20 protein-coding genes are annotated in these 21399 nt (G+C 63.2%); 5 read left to right on the plus strand and 15 right to left on the minus strand.

Features of this window, described 5'->3' with window-relative positions:
* Positions 1 to 40: 40 nt before the first annotated feature.
* From MUU54_RS20825 to MUU54_RS20860, 8 genes are all read right to left on the minus strand, one after another.
* The gene (locus tag MUU54_RS20825) at positions 41 to 1459 is read right to left on the minus strand and encodes a mannitol dehydrogenase family protein (protein ID WP_376742227.1); all 1419 of its coding nucleotides are present in this window, start codon (positions 1457 to 1459) and stop codon (positions 41 to 43) included.
* Positions 1459 to 2655, minus strand: a complete 1197-nt coding sequence (uxuA, locus tag MUU54_RS20830; RefSeq protein ID WP_247245883.1) for a mannonate dehydratase — start codon at positions 2653 to 2655, stop codon at positions 1459 to 1461. Before uxuA ends, MUU54_RS20825 begins: the two co-directional genes overlap by 1 nt.
* 10 nt (positions 2656 to 2665) lie before the next feature.
* Positions 2666 to 3709: an L-idonate 5-dehydrogenase gene (locus tag MUU54_RS20835; RefSeq protein WP_247245884.1), complete on the minus strand. Its 1044-nt coding sequence runs from the start codon at positions 3707 to 3709 to the stop codon at positions 2666 to 2668.
* A 9-nt stretch (positions 3710 to 3718) separates the two neighbouring features.
* Entirely contained in the window at positions 3719 to 5125 is a 1407-nt protein-coding gene (locus tag MUU54_RS20840) for a TRAP transporter large permease (protein WP_247245885.1), read from the minus strand.
* Positions 5126 to 5128: 3 nt separating this feature from the next.
* Positions 5129 to 5701: a TRAP transporter small permease gene (locus MUU54_RS20845; protein ID WP_247245886.1), complete on the minus strand. Its 573-nt coding sequence runs from the start codon at positions 5699 to 5701 to the stop codon at positions 5129 to 5131.
* 68 nt (positions 5702 to 5769) lie between these two features.
* Complete coding sequence (locus tag MUU54_RS20850; protein ID WP_247245887.1) at positions 5770 to 6747, minus strand: sialic acid TRAP transporter substrate-binding protein SiaP; 978 nt, start codon at positions 6745 to 6747, stop codon at positions 5770 to 5772.
* Positions 6748 to 6782: 35 nt separating this feature from the next.
* The gene (locus MUU54_RS20855; RefSeq protein ID WP_247245888.1) at positions 6783 to 7532 is read right to left on the minus strand and encodes a FadR/GntR family transcriptional regulator; all 750 of its coding nucleotides are present in this window, start codon (positions 7530 to 7532) and stop codon (positions 6783 to 6785) included.
* Between the two features lie 193 nt (positions 7533 to 7725).
* Positions 7726 to 8691: a bile acid:sodium symporter family protein gene (locus MUU54_RS20860; protein ID WP_247245889.1), complete on the minus strand. Its 966-nt coding sequence runs from the start codon at positions 8689 to 8691 to the stop codon at positions 7726 to 7728.
* Positions 8692 to 8856: 165 nt separating this feature from the next.
* Between MUU54_RS20860 and MUU54_RS20865 the strand changes: the two genes are divergently transcribed.
* The 4 genes from MUU54_RS20865 to MUU54_RS20880 all read left to right on the plus strand — a co-directional run bounded on the left by MUU54_RS20865 (position 8857) and on the right by MUU54_RS20880 (position 10957).
* On the plus strand, positions 8857 to 9219 hold the full coding sequence (locus MUU54_RS20865) for an ArsR/SmtB family transcription factor (protein ID WP_247245890.1): 363 nt from the start codon (positions 8857 to 8859) through the stop codon (positions 9217 to 9219).
* Positions 9220 to 9221: 2 nt separating this feature from the next.
* Positions 9222 to 9752 carry an SRPBCC family protein gene (locus MUU54_RS20870; RefSeq protein ID WP_247245891.1) on the plus strand — a complete coding sequence of 177 codons (531 nt, stop codon included), beginning with the start codon at positions 9222 to 9224 and terminating at the stop codon, positions 9750 to 9752.
* A gap of 117 nt (positions 9753 to 9869) precedes the next feature.
* The gene (locus tag MUU54_RS20875; RefSeq protein WP_247245892.1) at positions 9870 to 10241 is read left to right on the plus strand and encodes a CidA/LrgA family protein; all 372 of its coding nucleotides are present in this window, start codon (positions 9870 to 9872) and stop codon (positions 10239 to 10241) included.
* Complete coding sequence (locus MUU54_RS20880) at positions 10238 to 10957, plus strand: LrgB family protein (protein ID WP_247245893.1); 720 nt, start codon at positions 10238 to 10240, stop codon at positions 10955 to 10957. Before MUU54_RS20875 ends, MUU54_RS20880 begins: the two co-directional genes overlap by 4 nt.
* A gap of 7 nt (positions 10958 to 10964) precedes the next feature.
* Here MUU54_RS20880 and MUU54_RS20885 read toward each other — a convergent pair whose 3' ends face one another.
* The 3 genes from MUU54_RS20885 to MUU54_RS20895 all read right to left on the minus strand — a co-directional run bounded on the left by MUU54_RS20885 (position 10965) and on the right by MUU54_RS20895 (position 15180).
* Entirely contained in the window at positions 10965 to 12275 is a 1311-nt protein-coding gene (locus MUU54_RS20885; RefSeq protein WP_247245894.1) for a mechanosensitive ion channel family protein, read from the minus strand.
* 89 nt (positions 12276 to 12364) lie between these two features.
* Entirely contained in the window at positions 12365 to 13942 is a 1578-nt protein-coding gene (locus MUU54_RS20890; RefSeq protein ID WP_247245895.1) for a DHA2 family efflux MFS transporter permease subunit, read from the minus strand.
* 38 nt (positions 13943 to 13980) lie between these two features.
* Positions 13981 to 15180: an HlyD family secretion protein gene (locus MUU54_RS20895; RefSeq protein ID WP_247245896.1), complete on the minus strand. Its 1200-nt coding sequence runs from the start codon at positions 15178 to 15180 to the stop codon at positions 13981 to 13983.
* 131 nt (positions 15181 to 15311) lie between these two features.
* On the opposite strand from MUU54_RS20895, the gene MUU54_RS20900 reads away from it, so the two are divergent.
* Positions 15312 to 15995, plus strand: a complete 684-nt coding sequence (locus MUU54_RS20900; protein ID WP_247245897.1) for a TetR/AcrR family transcriptional regulator — start codon at positions 15312 to 15314, stop codon at positions 15993 to 15995.
* Positions 15996 to 16178: 183 nt separating this feature from the next.
* Here the strand turns inward: MUU54_RS20900 and MUU54_RS20905 are convergent, their stop codons facing one another.
* From MUU54_RS20905 to MUU54_RS20920, 4 genes are all read right to left on the minus strand, one after another.
* Positions 16179 to 16412, minus strand: a complete 234-nt coding sequence (locus MUU54_RS20905; RefSeq protein WP_247245898.1) for a hypothetical protein — start codon at positions 16410 to 16412, stop codon at positions 16179 to 16181.
* Positions 16413 to 17095: 683 nt separating this feature from the next.
* The gene (locus tag MUU54_RS20910) at positions 17096 to 17725 is read right to left on the minus strand and encodes an SOS response-associated peptidase (RefSeq protein ID WP_247245899.1); all 630 of its coding nucleotides are present in this window, start codon (positions 17723 to 17725) and stop codon (positions 17096 to 17098) included.
* A gap of 177 nt (positions 17726 to 17902) precedes the next feature.
* Entirely contained in the window at positions 17903 to 20116 is a 2214-nt protein-coding gene (locus tag MUU54_RS20915) for a 3-hydroxyacyl-CoA dehydrogenase NAD-binding domain-containing protein (protein ID WP_247245900.1), read from the minus strand.
* Between the two features lie 20 nt (positions 20117 to 20136).
* Entirely contained in the window at positions 20137 to 21345 is a 1209-nt protein-coding gene (locus MUU54_RS20920; RefSeq protein WP_247245901.1) for an acetyl-CoA C-acetyltransferase, read from the minus strand.
* Between the last annotated feature and the right edge of the window lie 54 nt (positions 21346 to 21399).

Here is a 21399-nt window from a genome sequence, read left to right on the forward strand (position 1 = left end):
GAGCGAGGAGCTTTTTTTGTTTAGGCGTCCGGCGATGGACTTAGATCCGGCCCGCCTCGATCTCCGCCAGCTTCGCGTTCACCCGGTCCCGCCAGCCACGATTGTCGATCAGCGCCTTCGGGAAGAGCCCCGGCAGCGCGAAGAACGCCGCTAAGGCATCATCGCCGGCCGGCTCGGCAGCTGCACGACGCAGTTCCTCCCGCCGCGGATCGTCGATGTTCGGCGTTCGCTTGGCATAAGCGATCCATAGCGCGGTCGCGAGTGCTGCCGTCTCAGCATCTTCGCCCTTGGCAAGGGCCTCGGCCGTGCCAGCGAACAGCCGCTGCGGCAGCTTTTGGCTGCCGTCCATGGCGATCTGCTTTGTCCGGTGGGCGATCGTCGGGTTCTCGAAGCGCTCTATCAGCTGGTCAATGTACTGGTCGAGATCGATACCGGGCACCGGGTCCAGCGTCTTGCGCGCGGACTGCATGTGCCGGCGCGCCAGGTCACGATATTCCGGAACGGCCATGACGTCGCGCACATACTCCAGCCCCTTCAGCTGCCCGAGATAGGCGATCATGGAATGGGCGCCGTTGAGGAGGCGCAGCTTCATCTTCTCGTAAGGCTCGACATCGTCGACGAAGAGCGCGCCGGCCTGGTCCCAGGCGGGCCGGCCGGAGATGAAGTGGTCTTCGATGACCCATTGCATGAAGGGCTCGGTTTCGAGTGACAGCGCATCCTCGGCGCCCAGCATCTCGGCCGCCCGCGCACGGCTCTCATCGGTCGCCGCAGGCACGATTCGGTCCACCATGCTTGAGGGGAACGCACCATGGCCGGAGATCCAGTTCGCCAGCGCCGGATCGCGGGCACCAGCCATCTCGATCACCAGGCGGCGGACAATCCGGCCGTTGGTCGGCAGGTTATCACAGCAGAGAACGGTGAAGGGCTCCTGCCGGGCCGCATGACGGCGGGCGAGGCCTTCTACGATATAGCCGATGACGCCTACGGGCGCGCTCGGATTGGCGAGATCGGCCGCCACTGCCGGATGGTTGCGGTCCAGGCCGCCAGTACTCGGATCGAGCCCGTAGGCTTTTTCCGTCACCGTGATCGTGACGATCTTGATCGCCGGATTGACGAGCAGCGCCAGCAGTTCGTCGCGGTCCTCCACCGCCGAAATTCCACGAACGATGGAGCCGACCACCTGCGCGCTTTCACCGGCACCGCTGCGGGTCACCACGGAATAGAGATGGTCCTGCGCCCGCAGGTCGCGAACGATGTCGAGCGAGCGCAGGCTGACGCCAACGATGCCCCAGTCGCCCGGTTCCTTGGCCAGCGCCAGGTCGTTGTAGACTGCCTGGTGCGCACGATGGAAGGCACCAAGCCCGATATGCAGGATGCCAGGCTTCAGCGTCTTCGGTTCGAAGGCGGGCTTGACGACGGTATCGGCGAGCGGGGTCGAGGCTGACAGTCTTTCCATGATCAGGACAATCCGTATCTGGAGTGGGACAACGCGCGTTCGATGCCGCGCAGTTCGGCGAGGCCCTTCAGCCGGCCGATCGCAGGATAGCCGGGCTGGGCGCCGCGGGTGAGGTCGTCGAGGATCTCCTGGCCGTGGTCGGGGCGCATCGGGATCTCGTGATCCTCCCGGCCCTCCGCCTGGCGGCGCTTTTCCTCGGCGAGAAGTTCCGCGATCACAGCCACCATGTCGGTATGACCCTCAAGGTGCTCATCCTCGAAGAAGGAGCAAGGGGTGACTTCCTCATCGCGATGGACATTGCGCAGGTGGACGAAGTGGACACGCTGAGCCAGCCGCTTTACCATGGCCGGCAGGTCGTTATCGCCGCGGGCGCCGAGCGACCCGGTGCAGAAAGTCACGCCATTGGCGCGGCTGTCCACTGCGTTCAGCATGTGGAAGTAGTCGTCCTCGGTGGAAAGGATGCGCGGCAGGCCGAGCAGCGCCCACGGCGGGTCGTCCGGATGAGCACAGATGTTTATGCCGACCTCTTCGGCGACCGGCGTCACCTCCGAGAGGAAGTCGACAAGATGCTGCTGCAGCTTTTCGCGGTTGATGCCGTCATAGGTCGCCAAATGATCGCGCAGCTGCGGCAGCGTGTAGCCGTCGGCCGAGCCAGGCAGGCCCGCGCCGATATTCTTGGAGAGCGCGGTGCGCCGATCATCCGGCATCTCTTTGAAGCGCTTGGCGGCTTGTTCGACGATGCCCTCGTCATAGTCCTCCGCCGCACCCGAGCGCTCCAGGAGGTGGATGTCGAAGGCGACAAAGTCGATCAGATCGAAACGCATTGCCCTTGCCCCGTGGCGCGTCGGCCAGCGAAGGTCGGTACGGGTCCAGTCGAGGACCGGCATGAAATTGTAGCAGACGGTGCGGATGCCGCTGGTCGAGAGACGGCGGAGCGTCTCCTGCCAGTTGGAAACATGCTGGCGCCAGTCACCGGTCTGCGTCTTGATGCTTTCCGACACCGGCACGCTCTCGACCACGTCCCAGAACAAGCCACCCGCCTTGATCGCCTCGTGGCGCTTGGCGATCTCCTCCACCGGCCAGACGTCTCCGGTCGGGATGTGATGCAGGGCGCTGACGATCCCCTTGGCGCCTGCCTGGGCCGCATCCTCCACGCTTACCTTGTCGACCGGGCCGAACCATCGCCACGTATGCCGCATGAAAACTCCTTCAGGAGAGAAATGTAAGTTGAACCTTACAGGCAGTGGCTCGATCGCCAGCCTGCTCGAATGCCTCTACCGCTTCCGTCACGGGGAAGCTGTGGGAAATGATCGGCCGCACGTCGATCTCGCGGCGGCCGATCAGATCCGCCGCCTGCTCGAACTCCAGGTCAAAGCGCTGCGTGCCGACCCAGTGCAGTTCCTTGCCGACCAGCGCGTTGAGCGGCACGGTCACGTCACCCGTCACGCCCACCTGGACGATGAGGCCGCGCGGCCGGACCGTGGTGGTTGCACTGCGGATCGCCGGCGCAGCCGCCGAACACTCGAAGGCGACGTCGAACTGCCCCTTGTCCTGCTCGAAGGCCGCGAGGGCCGCAGCATCCGTCGCCACGTTGATGGTCTGGTCGGCGCCCATGGCTCGGGCACGATCCAGCGCGGCATCGGTCAGATCGGTCACCACGATCTTGGCCGCACCCGCGTGGCTGGCCGCGGCCACCGTCAGCACGCCGATAGGGCCGGCGCCAGTGACGAGCACCTGCTTTCCGTTGAGGTCGCCGGCGCGCGCGACTGCATGCAGGCAGACCGCCAGCGGTTCGGCGCAGGCCGCCTCGCCCGCCGTCACCGTTTCGGCGACCGGCACGCACTGCCTTGCCGGCACCACCAGCCAGTCGCGGAACATGCCCTGGGCGTGCGGCAGCCGCATGGCGCTGCCCATGAACTGCATGTCGAGGCAATGGATCGGCAGGCCTTCCCGGCAGAAGCGGCAGTGTCCGCAGGGCTGGCTCGGATTGACGGCGACCAAGTGGCCGACTGCCAGCCCAGAGACCCCCTCGCCCAGCGCCTCCACATACCCCGCCGCCTCGTGCCCGGGGATGATCGGCTCGCGCACCCGCACCGGGCCAAACCCGCCGTCCTGGTAGTAGTGCAGGTCGGAGCCGCAGATCCCGCCCGCCGCCATCTTCAGCAGTACCTGACCTTCGCCGGGTGCTGTGAAAGGCGCTTCTTCGACCTTCAGGTCCCGCTGCCCATAGAGGCGGGCAAGTCGTGTTAGCATCATCCGCTCCTATCGCAGCAGACCGAGCTGGGTCGGCAACCAGAGCGTGATCGCCGGAATGAACGTGATCAGCAGCAGGGCCACGAAGAGCGGGATCATCCAGGGCAGGATCGCCATCGTCGTCCGCTCGACCGAAAGCTTGGATATGCGCGAGAGCACGAAGAGCACCATGCCGACCGGCGGCGTCAAGAGACCGATCATTAGGTTCAGCGTGAAGATCAACCCCATGTGGACCGGATCGATCCCGTAGCGAGCGGCAATCGGCATCAGGATCGGCACGAGGATGCTGATCGCCGCAATTGTGTCGAGGAATGCACCGACGATCAAGAGCAGGATGTTGACGATGATCAGGAAGGTCCACCAGTTGTCCGTCAGCGAGAACATGAAGTCGGAAAAAAGCTGGGCTGCCTGGCTGACCGTCAGAAGCCAAGCAAAGATGGAGGCCGTGGTGACGATGAAGAGTACCGAGGCGGTCGTTTCGATCGTGTCGAAGCTTGCCTTGGTTAGCGTGCGCAGCGTCATTGTCCGATAGCGCACTAGGCCGAGGAAGAGAGACCAGATCACGGCTGCGACGGCTGCTTCGGTCGGCGTGAACCATCCCATGGTCATGCCGCCGATCAGAAGAACCGGCGTTAGCAGCGCCATCACTGCGGAGAAGTCGAAATACCAGTCGAGCGCGACGAGCGCGACGAGCGCGATCAGCACCGCAATGTTGATCGAGAGGCCCGCCAGGATGAGCAGATAAACGGCCGCCGGGAAAGAGAGAACGATAAAGATCTCAAGAGATGCCCCCGCGAGCCTTCTCAGTTCGAAGGGCGTATCTGAACCCCAGCCCTTGCGATGGGCGAAGATGAAGACGGTCAGCATCATCAGGCCGGTCATCACGAGGCCCGGCAGGATGCCGGCCATGAAGAGCGCGCCGATGGAGACGTTTGCCATCATGCCGTAGATGACGAAGGGCAGTGACGGCGGGAAGATCGGGCCAAGCGTGGCGGAGGCCGCGGTGACCCCGACGGCCGCCTCCACCGGATAGCCGTGATCCTTCATCGCCTTGATCTCGATCGTGCCGATACCCGCGGCATCCGCAAGTGCTGTGCCCGACATGCCGGAGAAGACGACCGAACCGATGATGTTCACCTGTGCCAGCCCACCCTTCATCCAGCCGACGAGCGCCAGCGCGAAGGAATAGATGCGGCCGGTGACGCCGGCGATGTTCATCAGGTTGCCGACGAGGATGAAGAAGGGCACGGCGATCAGCGGGAAACTTTCCACGCCGGCAATCATACGCTGCGCCGCAATGATGTCGGGGGCGACGCCATAGATGACCAGATAGAGAAGCGAAGAAACGCCGAGCGACACCGCGATCGGTGCGCCCACGATCATGAGGGCGAGAAAGGACCCAATAAGAAGCAGCACTGGTCAGACCCCCTGAACGCCGGTTTCGTTCGCCTTTTCGCGAACCGTCTTGTCGTTGATCATGTCCTTGACGAAGTTCTGCACCGATCGCGCCAGCATCAGTGCAAAGGCGGCGAAGACGGTATAGAAGACGTAGCCGCGCGGCAGGTTCACCGTCACCATGCGCTCGTTGCCGACGATGGCGATATAGCGCCACATCAGCCAGGTGGTGTAGGCGAAGAAGCCGATGACGATAATATCGACCAGAAGCTCCAGCCCCCGTCCCAGCTTGTGCGGCAGGAAGCGGTAGAGAATGTCGACGGAGATGTGCCGGCACATGCGCACGCACATCACCGAACCCATGAAGACGATGACGACCAGGCAGTTGGCTGCGATCTCTTCCGTCCAGGCCAGGCTGTTGTTCAAGGCATAGCGGGTGAAGAACTGCAGGAAGACGCAGATCGCCATCACCCAGAAGACAGCCATGTTGAACCAGTCCTCCACCGCATAGGGTGAGAGGTCGACCGGGCCCGCCTCCTCCTCGAAGGCATGTGCCATTTCCTCGACGCTGATGGGCGCCTGATGTTGATCCTGCATGGAAATCCTCCGCCGGTCGTGAGAAGCGACGAGCGCCCGGCGGTTCACCGGGCGCTCGTCCAGCGTGGTTACTGGACGGCGCGGATGGCTTCCCAGTCTTCCTTGTTGTAGCCGAACTCCTCGAAGCTCACCTTGTCGAGGACGGCCTTCTCGAAGTCGGGCTTGTCGACTTCCGTCACCGTGATGCCCATGCCCTTGAACTTGTCGACCAGCGCGTTTTCACGCTCCTCGATGATCTTGGTGCTGCGCTCGGCGGCTTCCTGCATCACCTCGGTGAAGATCTGCTTGTCTTCGTCAGAGAGCTTCGACCACAGCATGCCGGACACGACAGTGTTCAGGTGGTCGACGATATGGCCGGTGAGGCTGATGTTCTTCTGCACTTCGTAGAACTTCTTCGCCTCAATGGTCGTCAGCGGGTTTTCCTGCGCCTCAACCGTACCATTCTGAAGCGCGAGATAGACTTCCGCGAAGGCGATCGGCGTGGTGTTGGCACCGCATGCACGCGGCATGGCGAGATAGGCCGGAACGTCCGGCACGCGGATCTTCAGGCCCTGCATGTCGGCACACTTCTCGATCGGCTTGTTTGAGGTCGTGTGGCGCGTGCCGTAATAGGTGACGGCGGTGATGTGGTTGCCGCCCGACGCTTCCTCATACCCTTGAGCAAGCTTCTTGAAGACGTCGCTCTTGGTATAGGCGATCAGGTGGCTCGGATTGCGGAAGATATAGGGGTAGTAGGTGACGCCGATCGGCGGATATTCGCGCGATGCGAAGCTCGAGCCGGAGATGATGATGTCGACTGTGCCAAGCTTCAGCCCCTGGTTGATGTCGGCTTCCTTGCCGAGCTGTGAGGCCGGGAAGACGTCGATCTTATAGCGGCCGTCGGTGCGCTTGGCGATCTCCTCCGCCGCCCAGACCGATTCCGTGTGGAACGGCTCGGAGGTTTCGTAGACATGCGCCCATTTCAGCGCGGTCTGTGCCTGGGCCGCCAGGGCCGAGACCAGAACGGCTGCCGTGGCGCCGAGAATGGTGGTGAGTTTCAACTTCATTTTCTTCCTCCCAGGTTGAAGTCAAAAGGGCATGCTTACTCTCCGCCGGCACATCTCCATGAGGCGGGTATCGTACTGTCGGCCGGCTCCTCGCCGAAACTCTCCGACAGCCGGATCTGCGACTGGTCGAGATGCGCGCGCATGGCAGCGCGCGCAGCTTGCGGATCGCGGGCGGCAATGGCATCGCGAATGGCGCGATGCTCCTCCATGGCAGCCCGCCATGTCTGCGGATTCTCGAAATAGCTTGCGAGCTTCTCGAAATACGGCGTCATGCGCAGATCGTGGATGCTGCCGACGAAGCGGTTCAGCGTGCCGTTATCCAGAATGTCGGCGACCGCGACGTGGAAGTCGCGGTCCAGCGCCAGCGCTACCGGCCGGTCCTCGAGGCTCTCGGCCATGCGGTCGAGAAGGCCGTCGAGCGCCGAAATCTGGTCAGGCAGGACCACGCGGGCCGCTTCTTCCGCAATGGAACATTCCACAATGGCCCTCGCCCTAAGAAGTTCGAAAGGCCCTTCGGCTTCCACTTCCGGCAAAGGGGGTTGAACGGAAATCGGCTTAGGCGAGGACACATAAACGCCTGATCCCATCCGGATGTGAACGCGACCTTCGACTTCGAGCACGATAAGAGCTTCACGAACAGTCGGACGGGAGACGGCAAGGAGCTCTGCAAGCTCACGCTCGGCCGGCAGCCGAGACCCGTCGGTAAAGACACCGCGGTCGATCAGGCTGCGCATCTGGTCCGCCACCTGATGATACAGGCGGCGTGATTTCACGACCGAAAACATGAACCCTCCCAACGCGCCCTCCTCGACGCGTGACTGGTAAGCTGGCCTTACCAATACCGAGACTCATATATTGATGTCTGACAACCTGTCAATGGCATGCTTTGGACATCCGGCAGGCAATATCTGGCGCAAGATGAGCCGCGTCTACCATGCAAAAAAGCCAGCGCCGGCTGAATGCCGACACTTGTTCTGGTCAAAGACGGGGTGCTACCGGTTCCGCGGCAACCGCGACGTCATCGCTGCGTCCGGAGAACCAGTTCGCGAGAAGCGCGCCCGAGATGTTGTGCCACACGCTGAAGATCGCGCTCGGCACGGCGGCGACCGGCGAGAAATAGGCGTTGGCAAGCGCTGCGCCGAGGCCGCTGTTCTGCATGCCGACTTCGATGGCGATGGCCTTCCTCTTGGCGAGCGACAAGCCGAACGCCCTGGCGGCGAAGAAGCCGAGCAAATAGCCGAGACCGTTGTGGAGCACGACGACGGCAAAGATCATCAGTCCGGACTGGGCGATCGCGCCTCTGCTGGCGCCGACAACGGCAGCAACGATCAGGACGATGCCGACCACGCTGACCAGCGGCAGGACAGGAAGAGCACCACGCACGAGGCCGGGCGCCAGCTTCTGCAACGCAAAACCCAAGGCCAATGGCACGAGTACGACCTTCACGATGCTGAGGAACATGGCCATCGCATCGACCGGCAGGTAGTGGCTGGCAAACATCCAGACCAGGAACGGCGTGATGATCGGCGCGGCAAGCGTCGTTACCGATGTGCAGGCGACGGAGAGAGCGACGTCTCCTTTGCTCAGGAAAGTCATGACATTGGAGGACGTGCCGCCCGGGCAGCAGCCGACCAGAATGACGCCCGCGGCCACTTCCGGCGACATCGGGATGATCCGCGTCAGGAGCACGGCGAGCAGCGGCATGATGAGGAACTGCGAAACGACGCCGATGCCGACTTCGACCGGGCGCTTCACCACTTCCTTGAAGTCGTCGACCGAGATGGTCAGCCCCATGCCGAACATGATGATAGCGAGCAACGTGACGATCCAGGGCGCCAGCTGCTTGAAGGTTTCGGGGAAGAAGAAGCCGCCGACAGCGAAGAGGATGACCCAGAGGGCAAAGCTCTTGCCGACGAAGGCAGAAAAGGATGAAAGAAATTTCAAGACGGACCTCGATTTAGGTTGTTCTGCTTCGCCTTTATGACGCCCTCCGAGGCTGTCAAGGCCAGCTTCAGGCGCGCCAGTTCGCCCGGCCTAAATCCGGATCCAGAAAGATGTTACTCAACCAAACGGTTGACAAACGAGTTGATCTGATAGATATTCAACTACATGGTTGAATTAAGCACACCTCAGCTCGACATCGTGTTCCACGCCCTTGGAGATGCAACGCGAAGAAGCATGCTGCGGCAGCTTTCGTCCGGCGACCGCACGGTCGGCGAACTGGCGGCCCCTTATGCAATCTCCCTTGCGGCCGCGTCCAAGCACATCAAGGCGCTTGAACATGCCGGGCTCATTCGGCGGGAGGTGCGCGGGCGCACCCATGTCTGCCGCCTTGAACCCGGGCCGCTGGCAAGTGCTCATCAATGGCTGACCTTCTACGAGCGCTTCTGGGAAAGCCGCCTCGATGTGCTCGAACGCGTCCTCCGGGAGGAGGCAAACGGCAACCCCGCCAATAGCAAGACAGGAGACTGAGCATGAATGATACCGCCACCCTCGACGCCTATGGCGTCCTCACCGAACCCGCTACCCTGAAGATCGAAAGGTTGCTGCCCGGCACCGTCGACCGCGTGTGGGCCTATCTGACGCAAAGCGAGTTGCGCCGCCTGTGGCTCGCGTCCGGAGAAATGGAGTTGAAGCCGGGGGCTTCTTTCGAGCTGATCTGGCGCAACGAGGAGCTTTCCGATCCGCCCGGCCGACGTCCGGACGGTTTTCCCGAAGAACAGCGGATGGAGAGTTACATCATCGCGGTCGATCCTCCGCGCAGCCTCACCTTTGCCTGGCGGCAGGGAGAGGTGGAGTTCCGGCTGATGCCATCCGGCAACCAGGTGCTCCTCACCATCATCCACCGACGCATTTCCGATCGTGCCAACACGGTGATGATCGGCGCCGGCTGGCACATGCACCTCAACATTCTCACCAGCCGCTTGGCCGGGCAAAAGCCTGAAACGTTCTGGGATGGCTGGACGCGGCTGCGAGAAGAATACGATCGGCGCATCCCTGCTTAAACCGAGGACGGATCCCTCCGCCCCGGCGGGGTCCGTCGCCCTGCCAGCATGGTCAGCCTGAGATGACCCGGCTTCGGCAATCCGCTAGTCTCTGCCTCCCTTACCTTGGAGGTAGTCATGTTACGCGGCCTTGCGGCTCTTCTGTTTTTTCAACTCCTTGGCGAGAGCCTGGTCTTCCTCACAGGCGTTCCTGTTCCAGGGCCGGTAGTCGGGCTCGTGCTTCTCTTCCTCGTTTTGCTGGCGCTTCGCGGCCGCTGGCGCGAAACGGTAGCGGCGGTGGAGGCTGCGGCCGGAGCGCTGCTCGGCAATCTCGGCCTTTTTTTCGTGCCCGCCGGCGTGGGTGTGGTGGCACTATGGGGCGTGGTGCAGGACGAAGGCGGCGCGATCGCTGCAGTTCTCGTTCTCTCCGCAATCTTTACCCTTGCCGTAACCGTCTGGACCTTCCTTGCCGCGCGGCGTCTGCTCGGCCACAAGGATACGGCTGCATGAAGAGCCCCGTCGACCTCTGGGTCTATCTCTCCACCTCGCCGCTCATCTGGCTGACGTTGACGCTCTGCACCTGGATCTTTGCCTCCGAGATCTCACGCCGTCTCGACCGCAACCCGCTGGTCAATCCGGTGCTGACATCCATCCTGCTGCTGTCGCTGATCATGACCGTCTTCGACATCCCCTATCAGCAGTTCTTCCAAGGTGCGCAGTTCGTCCACTTCCTACTCGGCCCGGCAACAGTTGCAATCGCCGTCCCGTTGTCCCGCCAATGGGAAAGGGTCCGGCGCCTGCTGCTGCCGATTGCGGCCGCGCTTTTGGCCGGATCGCTGGCGGCAGTCTCCTCCGTGCTGTTGCTCGGCGCATTGACCGGCCTTTCGCAAGAGGTGCTGATCTCCTTTCTGCCGAAGTCGGCAACGGCTGGGGTCGCCATGGCGATCTCCGCCTCGCTCGGCGGCAACCCATCGCTCACCGCCGTGCTTGTCATCCTCACCGGCATCATCGGCGCACTGATCGTCACGCCCTTCATGAATTTGATGGGCATCCGCGACTACGCCGCCCGCGGCTTTGCCGTTGGGCTTACCTCCCACGGCATTGGCACCGCACGCGCCTATGAAGTCGACGAGACGGCGGGGCTCTTTGCCGGAATTGCCATGGCGCTCAATGCCGTCGCCACGTCGATCGTGGTGCCGTTGGCTGCCGCCTGGCTGAACGGATAGCGTTGGCCTAATCATGCTCCGGCGGTGCCGGAGCCTTGGCGATCTCGACCGGCGTGCGCATGATGATCTCGCGATGGGGGAACGGGATCGAGATCCCGGCTTCCTTGAACGCATCCCACAACGCCAGCAGCACCTGCCCGCGAACGTTGGTGAGGCCGTTGGCCGGATCCGAAATCCAGAAGCGGAGCTTGTAGTTGAGCGAAGAATCGCCGAAGGCGGTCATCCAGCAGACCGGAGCCTTGTAGGTGTTCGCGACGCGCGGGACTGTGGCTGCGGTTTCGAGCGCAATGCGGATCACCTCGTGCGGATCGTCCTCGTAGGAGGTGCCGAAGTCGACGTCGATGCGGACGAAGTCGCTGGAAAACGACCAGTTCACCACCTGCTGGGAGATGAAGTCCTCGTTCGGAATGAGGTACTCCTTGCCCTCGCGGGTGATCACCGACACGAACCGCGATCTGAGGTCACGGATCGAGCCGAAGGTATCGCCAAGCGTGATGGTGTCGCCTGGCTTAATCGACTTGTCGAGCAGGATGATGATGCCGGAGATGAAGTTCGACACGACCTTCTGAAGCCCAAAACCGATGCCGACGCCGACGGCGCCGGAAAACACGGTGAGCGCCGTGAGATCGATCCCGGTCGCCGATAGCGCGATTGCGCCGGCTATGATCATTAGCGTGATCTTGATCAGCTTGCTGATCAGCACCTTCAGCGAGGGCGACAGGTCGGCGGACCGCTGGATCCAGTGCGACAATACGTTGCCGAGCAGCACCGCCAGCCACACAAGGGCCACTGCAAGAATAACGGCCTTCACCACAATCAGCAGCGAAAGCCTGAGCGTGCCGACGGTGATTGCGGCACTGTCGAGGGCGGCATAGAGTGGCTCGTCCAGACCGAGCGTGTGGACCGCCACGTAGCTCCAGCTCAGGATGGCGACGACCCGCGACAACGTCGGATTGCGGATGATTTTCGTTAATACCGAGATGACGAACCAGGCAGCCACCAGCGTCAGGGCTGTGGCAAGGAGCCAGCGTTGCGACGGCCAGACAAAGAGAGACATGACGGCTTCGGCAATCCAGAGCCATATGACGAGGTAAAGCCACTTCAACCGCCGCATAAAGGCTATGATGACCCGCAGAAGGTCCGGATTGCCCTTGATGTGGCGCGCCCGCGCCTCGACTAATGGTTCAGTACGCGAGGCCAGAAGCCACGACAAGATGTATCCGGCGAGGATGATCAGCGCCTGGTAGAGTGTCCATTCGTTCAGGACGAAGGTCCCGATCCAGACTTCAAGCTCCCGGATTGCTGTCGTTACGTCCACGGCGCGGCCTCTTGTTCCAACCTGCGCCTTAAACCCGTTTGGCCGCAGATTGGTTCATCAGACCTCCGTCTAGCCCGGTGCATTGCGCTTCAGTGGCCGCCGCCGCCCCCCGCCTGTCCCGACGGCTTGGCGATCAGCGTCACCATGACGATGAGGCTCCCGAACAGAACGGTGAGCAGCATGAAGACGTCGATGAAGGACATCAGCCAGGATTGCTGAGTGACGATGCCCGAGAGCTTCTGAACCGCAACCGAGCTGCCATCCAGTCCATAGCTGTCGTAGTTGGCGCCGACGCTGTTCAGCCAGTCGAGCGCTGCCGGATTGCCGAAGGTGATGTGTTCGGAAAGCCGCGCATAATGCTCGTCGGTGCGCTGGGTGAGCAGCGTGTTGATGATCGCCAGCCCAACAGCGCCGCCGAGGTTTCGGGTGAGGTTGAAGAGGCCCGAAGCATTGCGGATACGAGCAGGCGGAAGCGTGCCGAGCGCGACATTGTTGATCGGCACCATGCAGATCATCAGCGAGCAACCGCGCAGGATCTGCGGGATCAAGAGCTCGTAGAAGTCCCAATCGGCAGTCAGGCCGGTCATCATCCAGGTGCCGAGCGCGAAGCCGGCAAAGCCGATGCCCATCATCACCCGCGGGTCGAGACGCGAGGACAACATGCCGGCAACCGGCGCCGTGAAGAACATGGCAAGACCTGACACGAACATGGTCTCGCCGATCATGAGTGAGTCATAGCCGCGGATGCGTCCGAGATAGAGCGGGTAGAGATAGGTCAGGCCGTAAAGACCGATGCCCATGACGAAGGAGAAAAGCGAGCCAAAAGCAAAGTTGCGGTTGGCGAAGGCCTTTAGATCCACCACTGGGAAATCCACCTTAAAGGCACGCCAGAAGAAGACAGCGGCACCAGTGAGCATGACAACCGTGCCGATGACAATATGCTCGTCGCTGAACCAGTCCTTGTTGTTGCCCTCTTCCAGCACGTATTCGAGGGAGCCGAGGAAGAGGCCCATGGCGAGCAGGCCCCACCAATCGAACCGCTTCCACAAGCTCATTTCTGGCTCGTCGAAATCAATCATACTCCAGGCAACAGCCGTGACGATGACGCCGGGCACAATGTTGACGAGGAAGAGCCAGTGCCAGGAGAAGGCATGGCTGAGGTAGCCGCCGATGGTTGGACCTATGGTCGGTGCAAGGGTAGCCACGAGGCCGATCATCGGTGAGACGATCGATCGCTTCGACGGCGGGAAGATGGTGAAGGCGGCCGCAAATACCGATGGGATCATGCCGCCGCCGATGAAGCCCTGGATTGCCCGGTAGACGATCATCTGCTCGATGTCGGTGGCGGTGGCGCAGAGCATGCTGGCGAGCGTGAAGCCGCCGGCGCAGATGGTGAAGAGCACCCGCGTCGACAGGATGCGCGCGAGCGTGCCCGACAGCGGGATCATGATGACTTCGGCAATCAGGTAGGATGTCTGCACCCAGGCGACCTCCTCCGATCCTGCGCCAAGGCCTGCCTGGATTTCGGCAAGCGAGGCGGACACGATCTGAATGTCGAGGATCGACATGAACATGCCGAAGACCATCGCGAAGAAGGCGATGAGCTTGCGCTTGTCCATCGGCGGATCCGCAGGGAGGGCACCTGCCGTTGCGGCCGCTGTTGCCATGGCCGTTCTCCTTGAAGGGGCTGGAGTAGGCTGCCGTTTTACTGGGCGGCAGCCACGGCATCGCCGGATGGGGCGGTGCGGGTATCGACATCGACGACCACGCTCAAGCCCGCCCTCAAATGCCGGTCGGCAAGCGCCGTTTCCGGCAGGGAGATGCGCACCGGCACGCGCTGCACGACCTTTGTAAAGTTGCCCGTGGCGTTTTCGGCTGGGAGCATGGAGAAGACGGCACCGGAGGCCGGCGAGATGGAGTCCACCGTGCCGATGATGTCGTGTTCCTCGAAGGCGTCGACATGGACACGGACCTTGGAGCCGGGCTCCAGTTCGCTGATCTGCGTTTCCTTGAAGTTCGCCTCGATGTAGAGCTGCGTCAGCGGCACGAGTGCCGCAAGCCGCTTGCCGGCCGAGACGAGATCGCCCGTCTGCACCGCCAGATTGCCGACGATGCCGTCATAGGGCGCCTTCAACACGGTGAAGCCGAGGTCGCGCTCGGCCTGGTCGCGCGCGAGTTCCTGGGCGTGGATGGTGTTGACCGCCTCGCGGCGTTGCGCCTGCAGGAGGCCGATATTGGCTTCGGCCGAGGAAACGGCAGCCTGGCCAGCGACCAGATTGGCGCGTGCCTGTTCCAGCGCGACACGGGCATTGTCCACATCGGCCGCGGTGCCGACGGACTTCTCCGCCAGGCTGCTGGCGCGGTTGGCAGTGATTTCAGCGCCGCGCACTGCGGCCTCCAGCGCGCCCTGCTGGGCTTTGGCCTGCTTCAGCGCAGCTTCCGCGCCGGTGATCTGCGCATCGATGCGGGTGACGGCAAGCTTGGCAGCCTCGATCGCCGTTTCGGCGCGGCTAACCGCGAGCTGGTAATCTCCGCCGTCCAGCGTCACCAGCGGATCGCCTGCGTGCACCTGCTGGTTCTCGACGACATTGACCTTCTCGACATAGCCGGACACCTTGGGGGAGATGATGGCGATGTCGCCTTCGATATAGGCGTCGTCGGTGGAAACGAGAAAGCGGCCGTCGGTCCACCAGCCGTAGCCGTACCAGCCGGCCCCGCCGAGGAGGGCGAGCACGATGACAGGTAGCACCAGGTTGGGGCGGCGGCGCTTCGGCTTGGCTTCCGCTCCGGCCGTCGAGGCGGGTGCGGCGACCGCCTCCGCAGCAGGGGCGGAAGCGGGAGCGGCGGCCGGCTGGTCGTCACGGGAAACATCGCGCAGGGCATTCGCAGGCTTCGAAGCGGTCATCGGAGGCACCATTCGGCAGATTGGGTCGGCAAAGAACATCGAACCGCTCGGTTCGGTGAACTTGACATAGAGTGTCTTCCCGCACATATCAAGAGCAATCGAACCGAGCGGTTCGAAAAGGTAAAAGAGATATGAGCAGCAGAACAATCGAGAAGGCGGACGACGCTTCCGCCGCGGCCGCCGGCGGGGGACGCTTCGCCGCCGGTGCCGATCCGGCAAAGCGCGAGCAGATCATCGACGGCGCCAAGCGCGTCTTCATGAAGCTCGGCTTCGACGGCGCCAGCATGAACGACATCACCCGCGAGGCCGGGGTTTCGAAGGGGACGATCTACGTCTACTTCGAGAACAAGGAAGACCTCTTCGTCGCCATGGTCGACCGCGAGCGCGACCGCATTGCCAACGACATGCGCAACCTGCTTGCCGGCAGTGAGGCGGTGGAGGAAGGCCTCTACGCCTTCGGCACCAGCTTTGCCCGCCACATCACCTGCCCGGAAGTGGTGGGCGCCATGCGCACCGTGATCGGCGTCGTCGACCGCATGCCAAGCGTCACGCGCCGCTTCTTCCATGCTGCCCCCGGCAATGTGCGCCATGTGCTGGGAGATTTTGTCCAGCGCCACGTGGCGCTCGGCAACCTCGTTGTCGACGACACGGATCTCGCCGCCCGTCAGTTCATCGAGATGACGAGCGGCAGCTTCTTCAAGTTCCGCCTGTTCGGCGACCTGAAGGATGTGCCTTCCGAAGCCGACCTGGACCATGTGACCCGCGGCGCAATCCGCGTCTTCATGGCGGCCTACGGGCCGCCGGCGACGTGCTGAGCCTCCCGCCGTTACCGCATCACGACGGCTCGTCCCCGCCTTCCTGCGGCCAATCGAAGGCCGGCCGTTGTATTTCGGCTGGTCGGCCTTGTCCGGCGGGTAACCGAAGGCGGCCGGGAAGGCGGCGAGCACTTCCGGCTGACGGAGGCCTTTCGCAGCGACGCAGGGCGGGAAGGATTCGTGCTAGCGCGGCTCGTCGCTATACTGCTTCTCCGACAGAAAGCCGCGGCAGGCGGAAACGTCACAGGTCTTCCAGTAGCCGAGATAGCTCGTCGCGCGCTGGGTGAGCTTCTGCCATTCGCGTAACTTCTGGTGCCGGGTGAGTTTTTGGAAGTCGCCGTACGTATAGCCGGGCAGATAGGGTTGGTTATCAGCCTCCCGCCAGCGACGTCGCTTTTCCTCCTCGCTTTCTACCATCTCTTCGCCTGGCTTTTTCGGGCACGGGTTTTCGTTCAAGCCGGTGCCGGCGTGTCTTGTTGATCAGATCGGAGTGCCCACGCGACTGCGGAACCTCAAGTGTGGTTTTGTCTGTGGCTCCGCATCCGCGTGGCCTTTCGGCGTTCGTTCGGGGTGTCCAGCCCCTACAGGTGCCCGTCTCTCTGCGCACCAGGATTTCTCCTGATGCTTGCACGGCTTTCCCGAACGGACATGGCTGCCCGGGGGAGACTTGATAGGGTGGCGAGGATTGCGCCTGCCCGCCCATGGCTTTCACCTCTTCCACCCTCCCCGCACGTTGCGGCTTGGATGGAAGCGCCGCCCCCCCGCCTGCCCACGACCGTCTCGCGAAACACTCCGGCGACGGAGGCGGACCGATCATGAGCGTGGGTTTCGAGGGCGGGGACGCTGGAGGACGGGAAGAATCCTCTCACCTGCAAAATCTAGCACTTAGCCTTTGGCTAAGACGCTGATTTTGCTTCCTCTCACACAGCGGGAGAGGAGCCGGTGCCGGGATTTTCGGCTGCGGGACGCTCACGTTTGGGAGGTGCACGGCGGCTCCCCTCATCCTCGCGTTCGTCGCTGCAATCGATCGCCGGATCGATTGCTCCGCTGACCCGGACCGCTCCTCATCCTCAGGGTGAGGGCTATCCTTGTGCCTCGCCTCAGTCACTCCCCGAGCGCACCTCTTCCACATGGAGCGACCTTGCCGGCAGGGGGCGGAGGAGGTCGGCTTCGGGTTTGGTCAGGTCCAGCCAGTGGCGCCAGTCCTGCGGCCGCAGCACCACGACCTGGCGGTCGTGGATGGGGGCGACGTCGGGGCCGGGGGCGGTGGTGAGCATCGTGAAGGCGGGGGGCTGGTTGCTCTTCTCCTCTCCCTCGCCTCCTGCCTCGCGCCAGAGCCCGGCGATGCAGAGGAAGGGGGCGTCTTTCAGCGTGAAGCGGTGCTTGGCCTTGGGGTACTTCCTGCCGGTGAATTCGAAGAAGGCGGAGGCCGGGATGAGGCAGCGGCGGCTTTGGACGAAACTTCGGCCTTCCGAGCGGAAGTTGAAGACCGGCGCTCCCTTCTTTTTGCTCCCTTGGCCCGCCGGCGGCGGAAAGCCGAAGCGCATGGCCGACAGCGCCACCCCGCCCTCGCCTTCCGCCCGTATCACGGGTCCAAAATCGCCGATGCGAATGTCATCCGCTCGGGGGAGATCCGCCTCGCCCTGATGGTCGGGGGCGGCAAGGCCCTGCTCCTCAAGCGCGCGCAGGTATTCGGCGTAGCGTACATGTTGTTCGTAGTCGTTGCACATGGGGGTGAGGTAGGACGGGAAGGGGTGGGTGAGAAGGTGCGGTAGCCTTCGCCGGAACGGGAGATGCGTGAGCGCTGCGACCTTGCATTTGTATCCTCGGGTGAAGCCCGAGGATGACGAAGAGAGAGGGAGGAGCGAGGGTGCCTGAAGTCGGCGCTGACGTGGCTCTGGAAAGGCCTAAGCCGCCCTTTCCACGTCCCCATACGGATCAAACCGCCCGTAGAAGGTCTCGCCGTTGGCGGCCATCTCCTTCAGCAGCGGCGTCGGCTTGAAGTGGTCGCCGTAGTCGGCAGCGAGCTTTTCCGCCAGCGCCACAAAGGTCTTCACGCCCATCCCGTCGATGTAGGAGAGCGTGCCGCCGGTATAGGGGGCGAAGCCGAAGCCGAGGATGGAGCCGACGTCGGCTTCGCGCGGGTCCGTCACGATGCCTTCTTCCACCGTGCGGGCGGCTTCGAGCGCGATGGTGACGAGGAAGCGCTGCTTCAACACGTTGACGTCGACTTGGGAGGCGGGCTTCTGCGGGTAGAGCTCTTTCAGGCCTTGCCAGAGCGACTTCTTGGCGGGCTTGGGCGGATAATCGTAGAAGCCCTGGCCGTTCTTGCGGCCGCGGCGGTCGAGCACGTCGACCATCTTGTCGATGAGCGCCATGTGCTCGGGCTTGACCGAATTGGGGCCGAGATCGGCGATGGAGGCCTTCATGATCTTCTGGGACAGATCGACGGCGACCTCGTCGTTGAGCGAAAGCGGGCCGACCGGCATGCCCGCCATCTTGGCGGCATTCTCGATCATCGCCGCCGGCACGCCCTCGGCCAGCATGTCATAGGCCTCGTTGATGTAGCGGAAGACGCAGCGGTTGACGAAGAAGCCGCGCGTGTCGTTGACGACGATGGGGGTCTTCTTGATCTTGCCTACGAAATCCAGCGCCATGGCGAGCGCCTTGTCGCCCGACTTCTCGCCGAGGATGACCTCGGTCAGCATCATCTTTTCGACCGGCGAGAAGAAGTGGACGCCGATGAACTGCTCCGGACGCTTGGAATTCTCGGCAAGGCCGGTGATTGGCAGGGTCGAGGTGTTGGAGGCGAAGATCGTCGTTTCCGGGATGACGGCTTCCACCTGCTCGATGACGGCCTTCTTCACGGCGCGATCCTCGAAGACGGCCTCGACCACGAGGTCGACGTCGGAGAGCGTGGAATAATCTGGCGTCGGGGTGACGAGGGAGAGCAGCTGCTCGCCCTCTTCCTTGGTCATCCGGCCCTTACCAACGGAGTCAGACACCAGCTTTTCGGAGACAGCCTTGCCCTTGTTGGCGGCGTCCTGGTCGCGGTCGATGAGAACGACGGGGATGCCGGCGGCGGCCGTGACATAGGCGATGGAGGCGCCCATAAAGCCTGCGCCGACGACGCCGACCTTCCTGATCTCCGTCTTCGGCACGCCGGCCGGACGGCGGGCGCCCTTGCCGAGTTCCTGGATGGATACGAAGAGCGAGCGGATCATCGAGAAGGCCTCGGTTGTCTGCAGGATCTGCGTAAAGTAGCGCTGCTCGACCTTGAGCGCCGTATCGAAGGGCAGCTGCAGGCCTTCATAGACGCATTTGAGGATGGCGAGCGCACCCGGGTAATTGCCGGCGGTTTCGCGGCGCAGGATGGCAGGCGCTGCCGGGAAGAGCTGGGCGGCTGCCGGCGTCCAGACGCCGCCGCCCGGCACCTTGAAGCCCTTCTCGTCCCAGGGGGCGACAGGCTTCAGGCCCTCCTTGATCATCTGTTTGGCGGCGGAGACAAGCTCGCCCGGCTCCACGACCTGGTGGACGAGGCCCATGGCCTTGGCGCGCTGGGCGGTCAAGGACTGGCCGGTCGTCATCATCTGCAGCGCGTCCTGGGCGTTGGCGAGACGCGGCACGCGCTGGGTGCCGCCGGCGCCGGGGAAGATGCCGACCTTGACCTCCGGCAGCGCGATCTTCACCGCCTTGGAATTGGCGGCGACGCGGCCGTGGCAGGCGAGCGAGAGTTCAAAGGCGCCGCCCATGCAGGTGCCGTTGATGGCCGAGACCCAGGGCTTGCCGTTCGTCTCGATGCGGCGGAAGAGCTGCGACATCTGGCCGGCGGCGTCGAAGAGCTTCTGGACCGCGGCCCGCGGGTCCTTCGCCTTCTCGTCGGCGAGCATCGCAAACATGCTCTTGATCATGGTGAGATCGGCGCCGCCGGAGAAGGAGGACTTGCCGGAGGTGAAGACCACGCCTTTGACGGCCTCGTCGGCGACGGTGGCGTCGAGGATCTGCTGGATCTCGTCCATCACCTCGAGGGTGAAGACGTTCATCGACTTGTTCGGCATGTCCCAGGTGACGAGCGCGATGCCGTCTGCGTCGGTTTCGACGGTAAAGTTGGTGTAGGTCATGATTGGTCTCCTCCCCGATCTCAGACGCGTTCGATGATGGTGGCGGTGCCCATGCCGGCGCCGATGCAGAGCGTGACGAGGGCGGTGTCGAGATCGCGCCGCTCCAGTTCGTCGAGCACGGTGCCTAGGATCATGGCGCCGGTGGCGCCGAGCGGGTGGCCCATGGCGATCGCACCGCCGTTGACGTTGATCTTGTCGTGGGGGATGTCGAAGGCCTGCATGTAGCGCAGGACGACGGCGGCGAAGGCTTCGTTCAGCTCGTAGAGGCCGATATCGGCAATTGACATGCCGGAGCGCTTCAGGAGCTTTTCGGTGACATCGACCGGACCGGTCAGCATCAGCGCCGGATCGGAGCCGATGTTGGTGAAGTGGCGGATTTTTGCACGCGGCTTGACGCCCATGGCTTCACCACCGGCCTTTGAGCCGATCAAGACGGCGGCAGCGCCATCGACGATGCCCGAGGAATTGCCGGCGTGGTGGACATAGGTGATCTTCTCGACTTCCGGATGGGCCTGGATGCCGACAGCCTCGAAGCCGCCCATCTCGCCCGGCATCTGGAAGGAGGGGTTGAGCGAGGCCAGCGACTGCATGTCGGTCGAGGGACGCATGTGCTCGTCACGGTCGAGGATGGTGAGCCCGTTCTGGTCCTTCACCGGGATCACCGAGTGCTTGAAGTAGCCCTTGTCCCAGGCGTTCGCCGCCCGCTTTTGGCTTTCCACCGCATAGGCGTCCACGTCGTCGCGGGAGAAGCCGTACTTGGTGGCGATCAGGTCGGCGGAAACGCCCTGCGGCATGAAATAGGCCGGGAAGTTGACCGACGGGTCCATGTACCATGCACCGCCGGACATGCCCATGCCGACGCGCGACATACTCTCCACACCGCCGGCGATGACGATGTCATCGGAGCCTGCCGCGACCTTGCCGGCGGCGAAGTTGATGGCATCGAGGCCGGAGGCGCAGAAGCGGGAGATCTGCATGCCGGGGGCAGAGAAGGAATAGCCGGCTTCGAAGGCGGCAGCCTTCGGGATGACGGCGCCGGCATCCATGACCGGATCGACGCAGCCCATGATGATGTCGTCGACAGTGGACGTGTCGAGGCCGTTCCTGTCGCGGATCGCTTCCAGCGTCTTCGCCGCCAGGCGGACGGAGGGCACCTCGTGCAGCGACCCATCCTTCTTGCCGCGGCCGCGCGGCGTGCGGACGTGGTCGTAAATGAAGACTTCGGTCATGGTCTCATCTCCCTGGGTGGCAAAGCGTCTTGCCAGAAGTGTCATTCGGTAGGG

Source organism: Pseudorhizobium tarimense, assembly GCF_022968135.1.
Classification (GTDB): Bacteria; Pseudomonadota; Alphaproteobacteria; order Rhizobiales; family Rhizobiaceae; genus Neorhizobium; species Neorhizobium tarimense.

What these genes read in the sequence shown, in the direction of transcription:
- MUU54_RS20865 (WP_247245890.1), top strand. Translation starts at nt 8,857, where the DNA reads ATGGTTGAATTAAGCACACCTCAGCTCGACATCGTGTTCCACGCCCTT.
- MUU54_RS20875 (WP_247245892.1), top strand. Translation starts at nt 9,870, where the DNA reads ATGTTACGCGGCCTTGCGGCTCTTCTGTTTTTTCAACTCCTTGGCGAG.
- MUU54_RS20900 (WP_247245897.1), top strand. Translation starts at nt 15,312, where the DNA reads ATGAGCAGCAGAACAATCGAGAAGGCGGACGACGCTTCCGCCGCGGCC.
- MUU54_RS20895 (WP_247245896.1), bottom strand. Translation starts at nt 15,180, where the DNA reads ATGACCGCTTCGAAGCCTGCGAATGCCCTGCGCGATGTTTCCCGTGAC.
- MUU54_RS20835 (WP_247245884.1), bottom strand. Translation starts at nt 3,709, where the DNA reads ATGCTAACACGACTTGCCCGCCTCTATGGGCAGCGGGACCTGAAGGTC.
- MUU54_RS20850 (WP_247245887.1), bottom strand. Translation starts at nt 6,747, where the DNA reads ATGAAGTTGAAACTCACCACCATTCTCGGCGCCACGGCAGCCGTTCTG.
- MUU54_RS20910 (WP_247245899.1), bottom strand. Translation starts at nt 17,725, where the DNA reads ATGTGCAACGACTACGAACAACATGTACGCTACGCCGAATACCTGCGC.
- MUU54_RS20905 (WP_247245898.1), bottom strand. Translation starts at nt 16,412, where the DNA reads ATGGTAGAAAGCGAGGAGGAAAAGCGACGTCGCTGGCGGGAGGCTGAT.
- MUU54_RS20920 (WP_247245901.1), bottom strand. Translation starts at nt 21,345, where the DNA reads ATGACCGAAGTCTTCATTTACGACCACGTCCGCACGCCGCGCGGCCGC.
- MUU54_RS20855 (WP_247245888.1), bottom strand. Translation starts at nt 7,532, where the DNA reads ATGTTTTCGGTCGTGAAATCACGCCGCCTGTATCATCAGGTGGCGGAC.
- uxuA (WP_247245883.1), bottom strand. Translation starts at nt 2,655, where the DNA reads ATGCGGCATACGTGGCGATGGTTCGGCCCGGTCGACAAGGTAAGCGTG.
- MUU54_RS20890 (WP_247245895.1), bottom strand. Translation starts at nt 13,942, where the DNA reads ATGGCAACAGCGGCCGCAACGGCAGGTGCCCTCCCTGCGGATCCGCCG.
- MUU54_RS20915 (WP_247245900.1), bottom strand. Translation starts at nt 20,116, where the DNA reads ATGACCTACACCAACTTTACCGTCGAAACCGACGCAGACGGCATCGCG.
- MUU54_RS20845 (WP_247245886.1), bottom strand. Translation starts at nt 5,701, where the DNA reads ATGCAGGATCAACATCAGGCGCCCATCAGCGTCGAGGAAATGGCACAT.
- MUU54_RS20870 (WP_247245891.1), top strand. Translation starts at nt 9,222, where the DNA reads ATGAATGATACCGCCACCCTCGACGCCTATGGCGTCCTCACCGAACCC.
- MUU54_RS20880 (WP_247245893.1), top strand. Translation starts at nt 10,238, where the DNA reads ATGAAGAGCCCCGTCGACCTCTGGGTCTATCTCTCCACCTCGCCGCTC.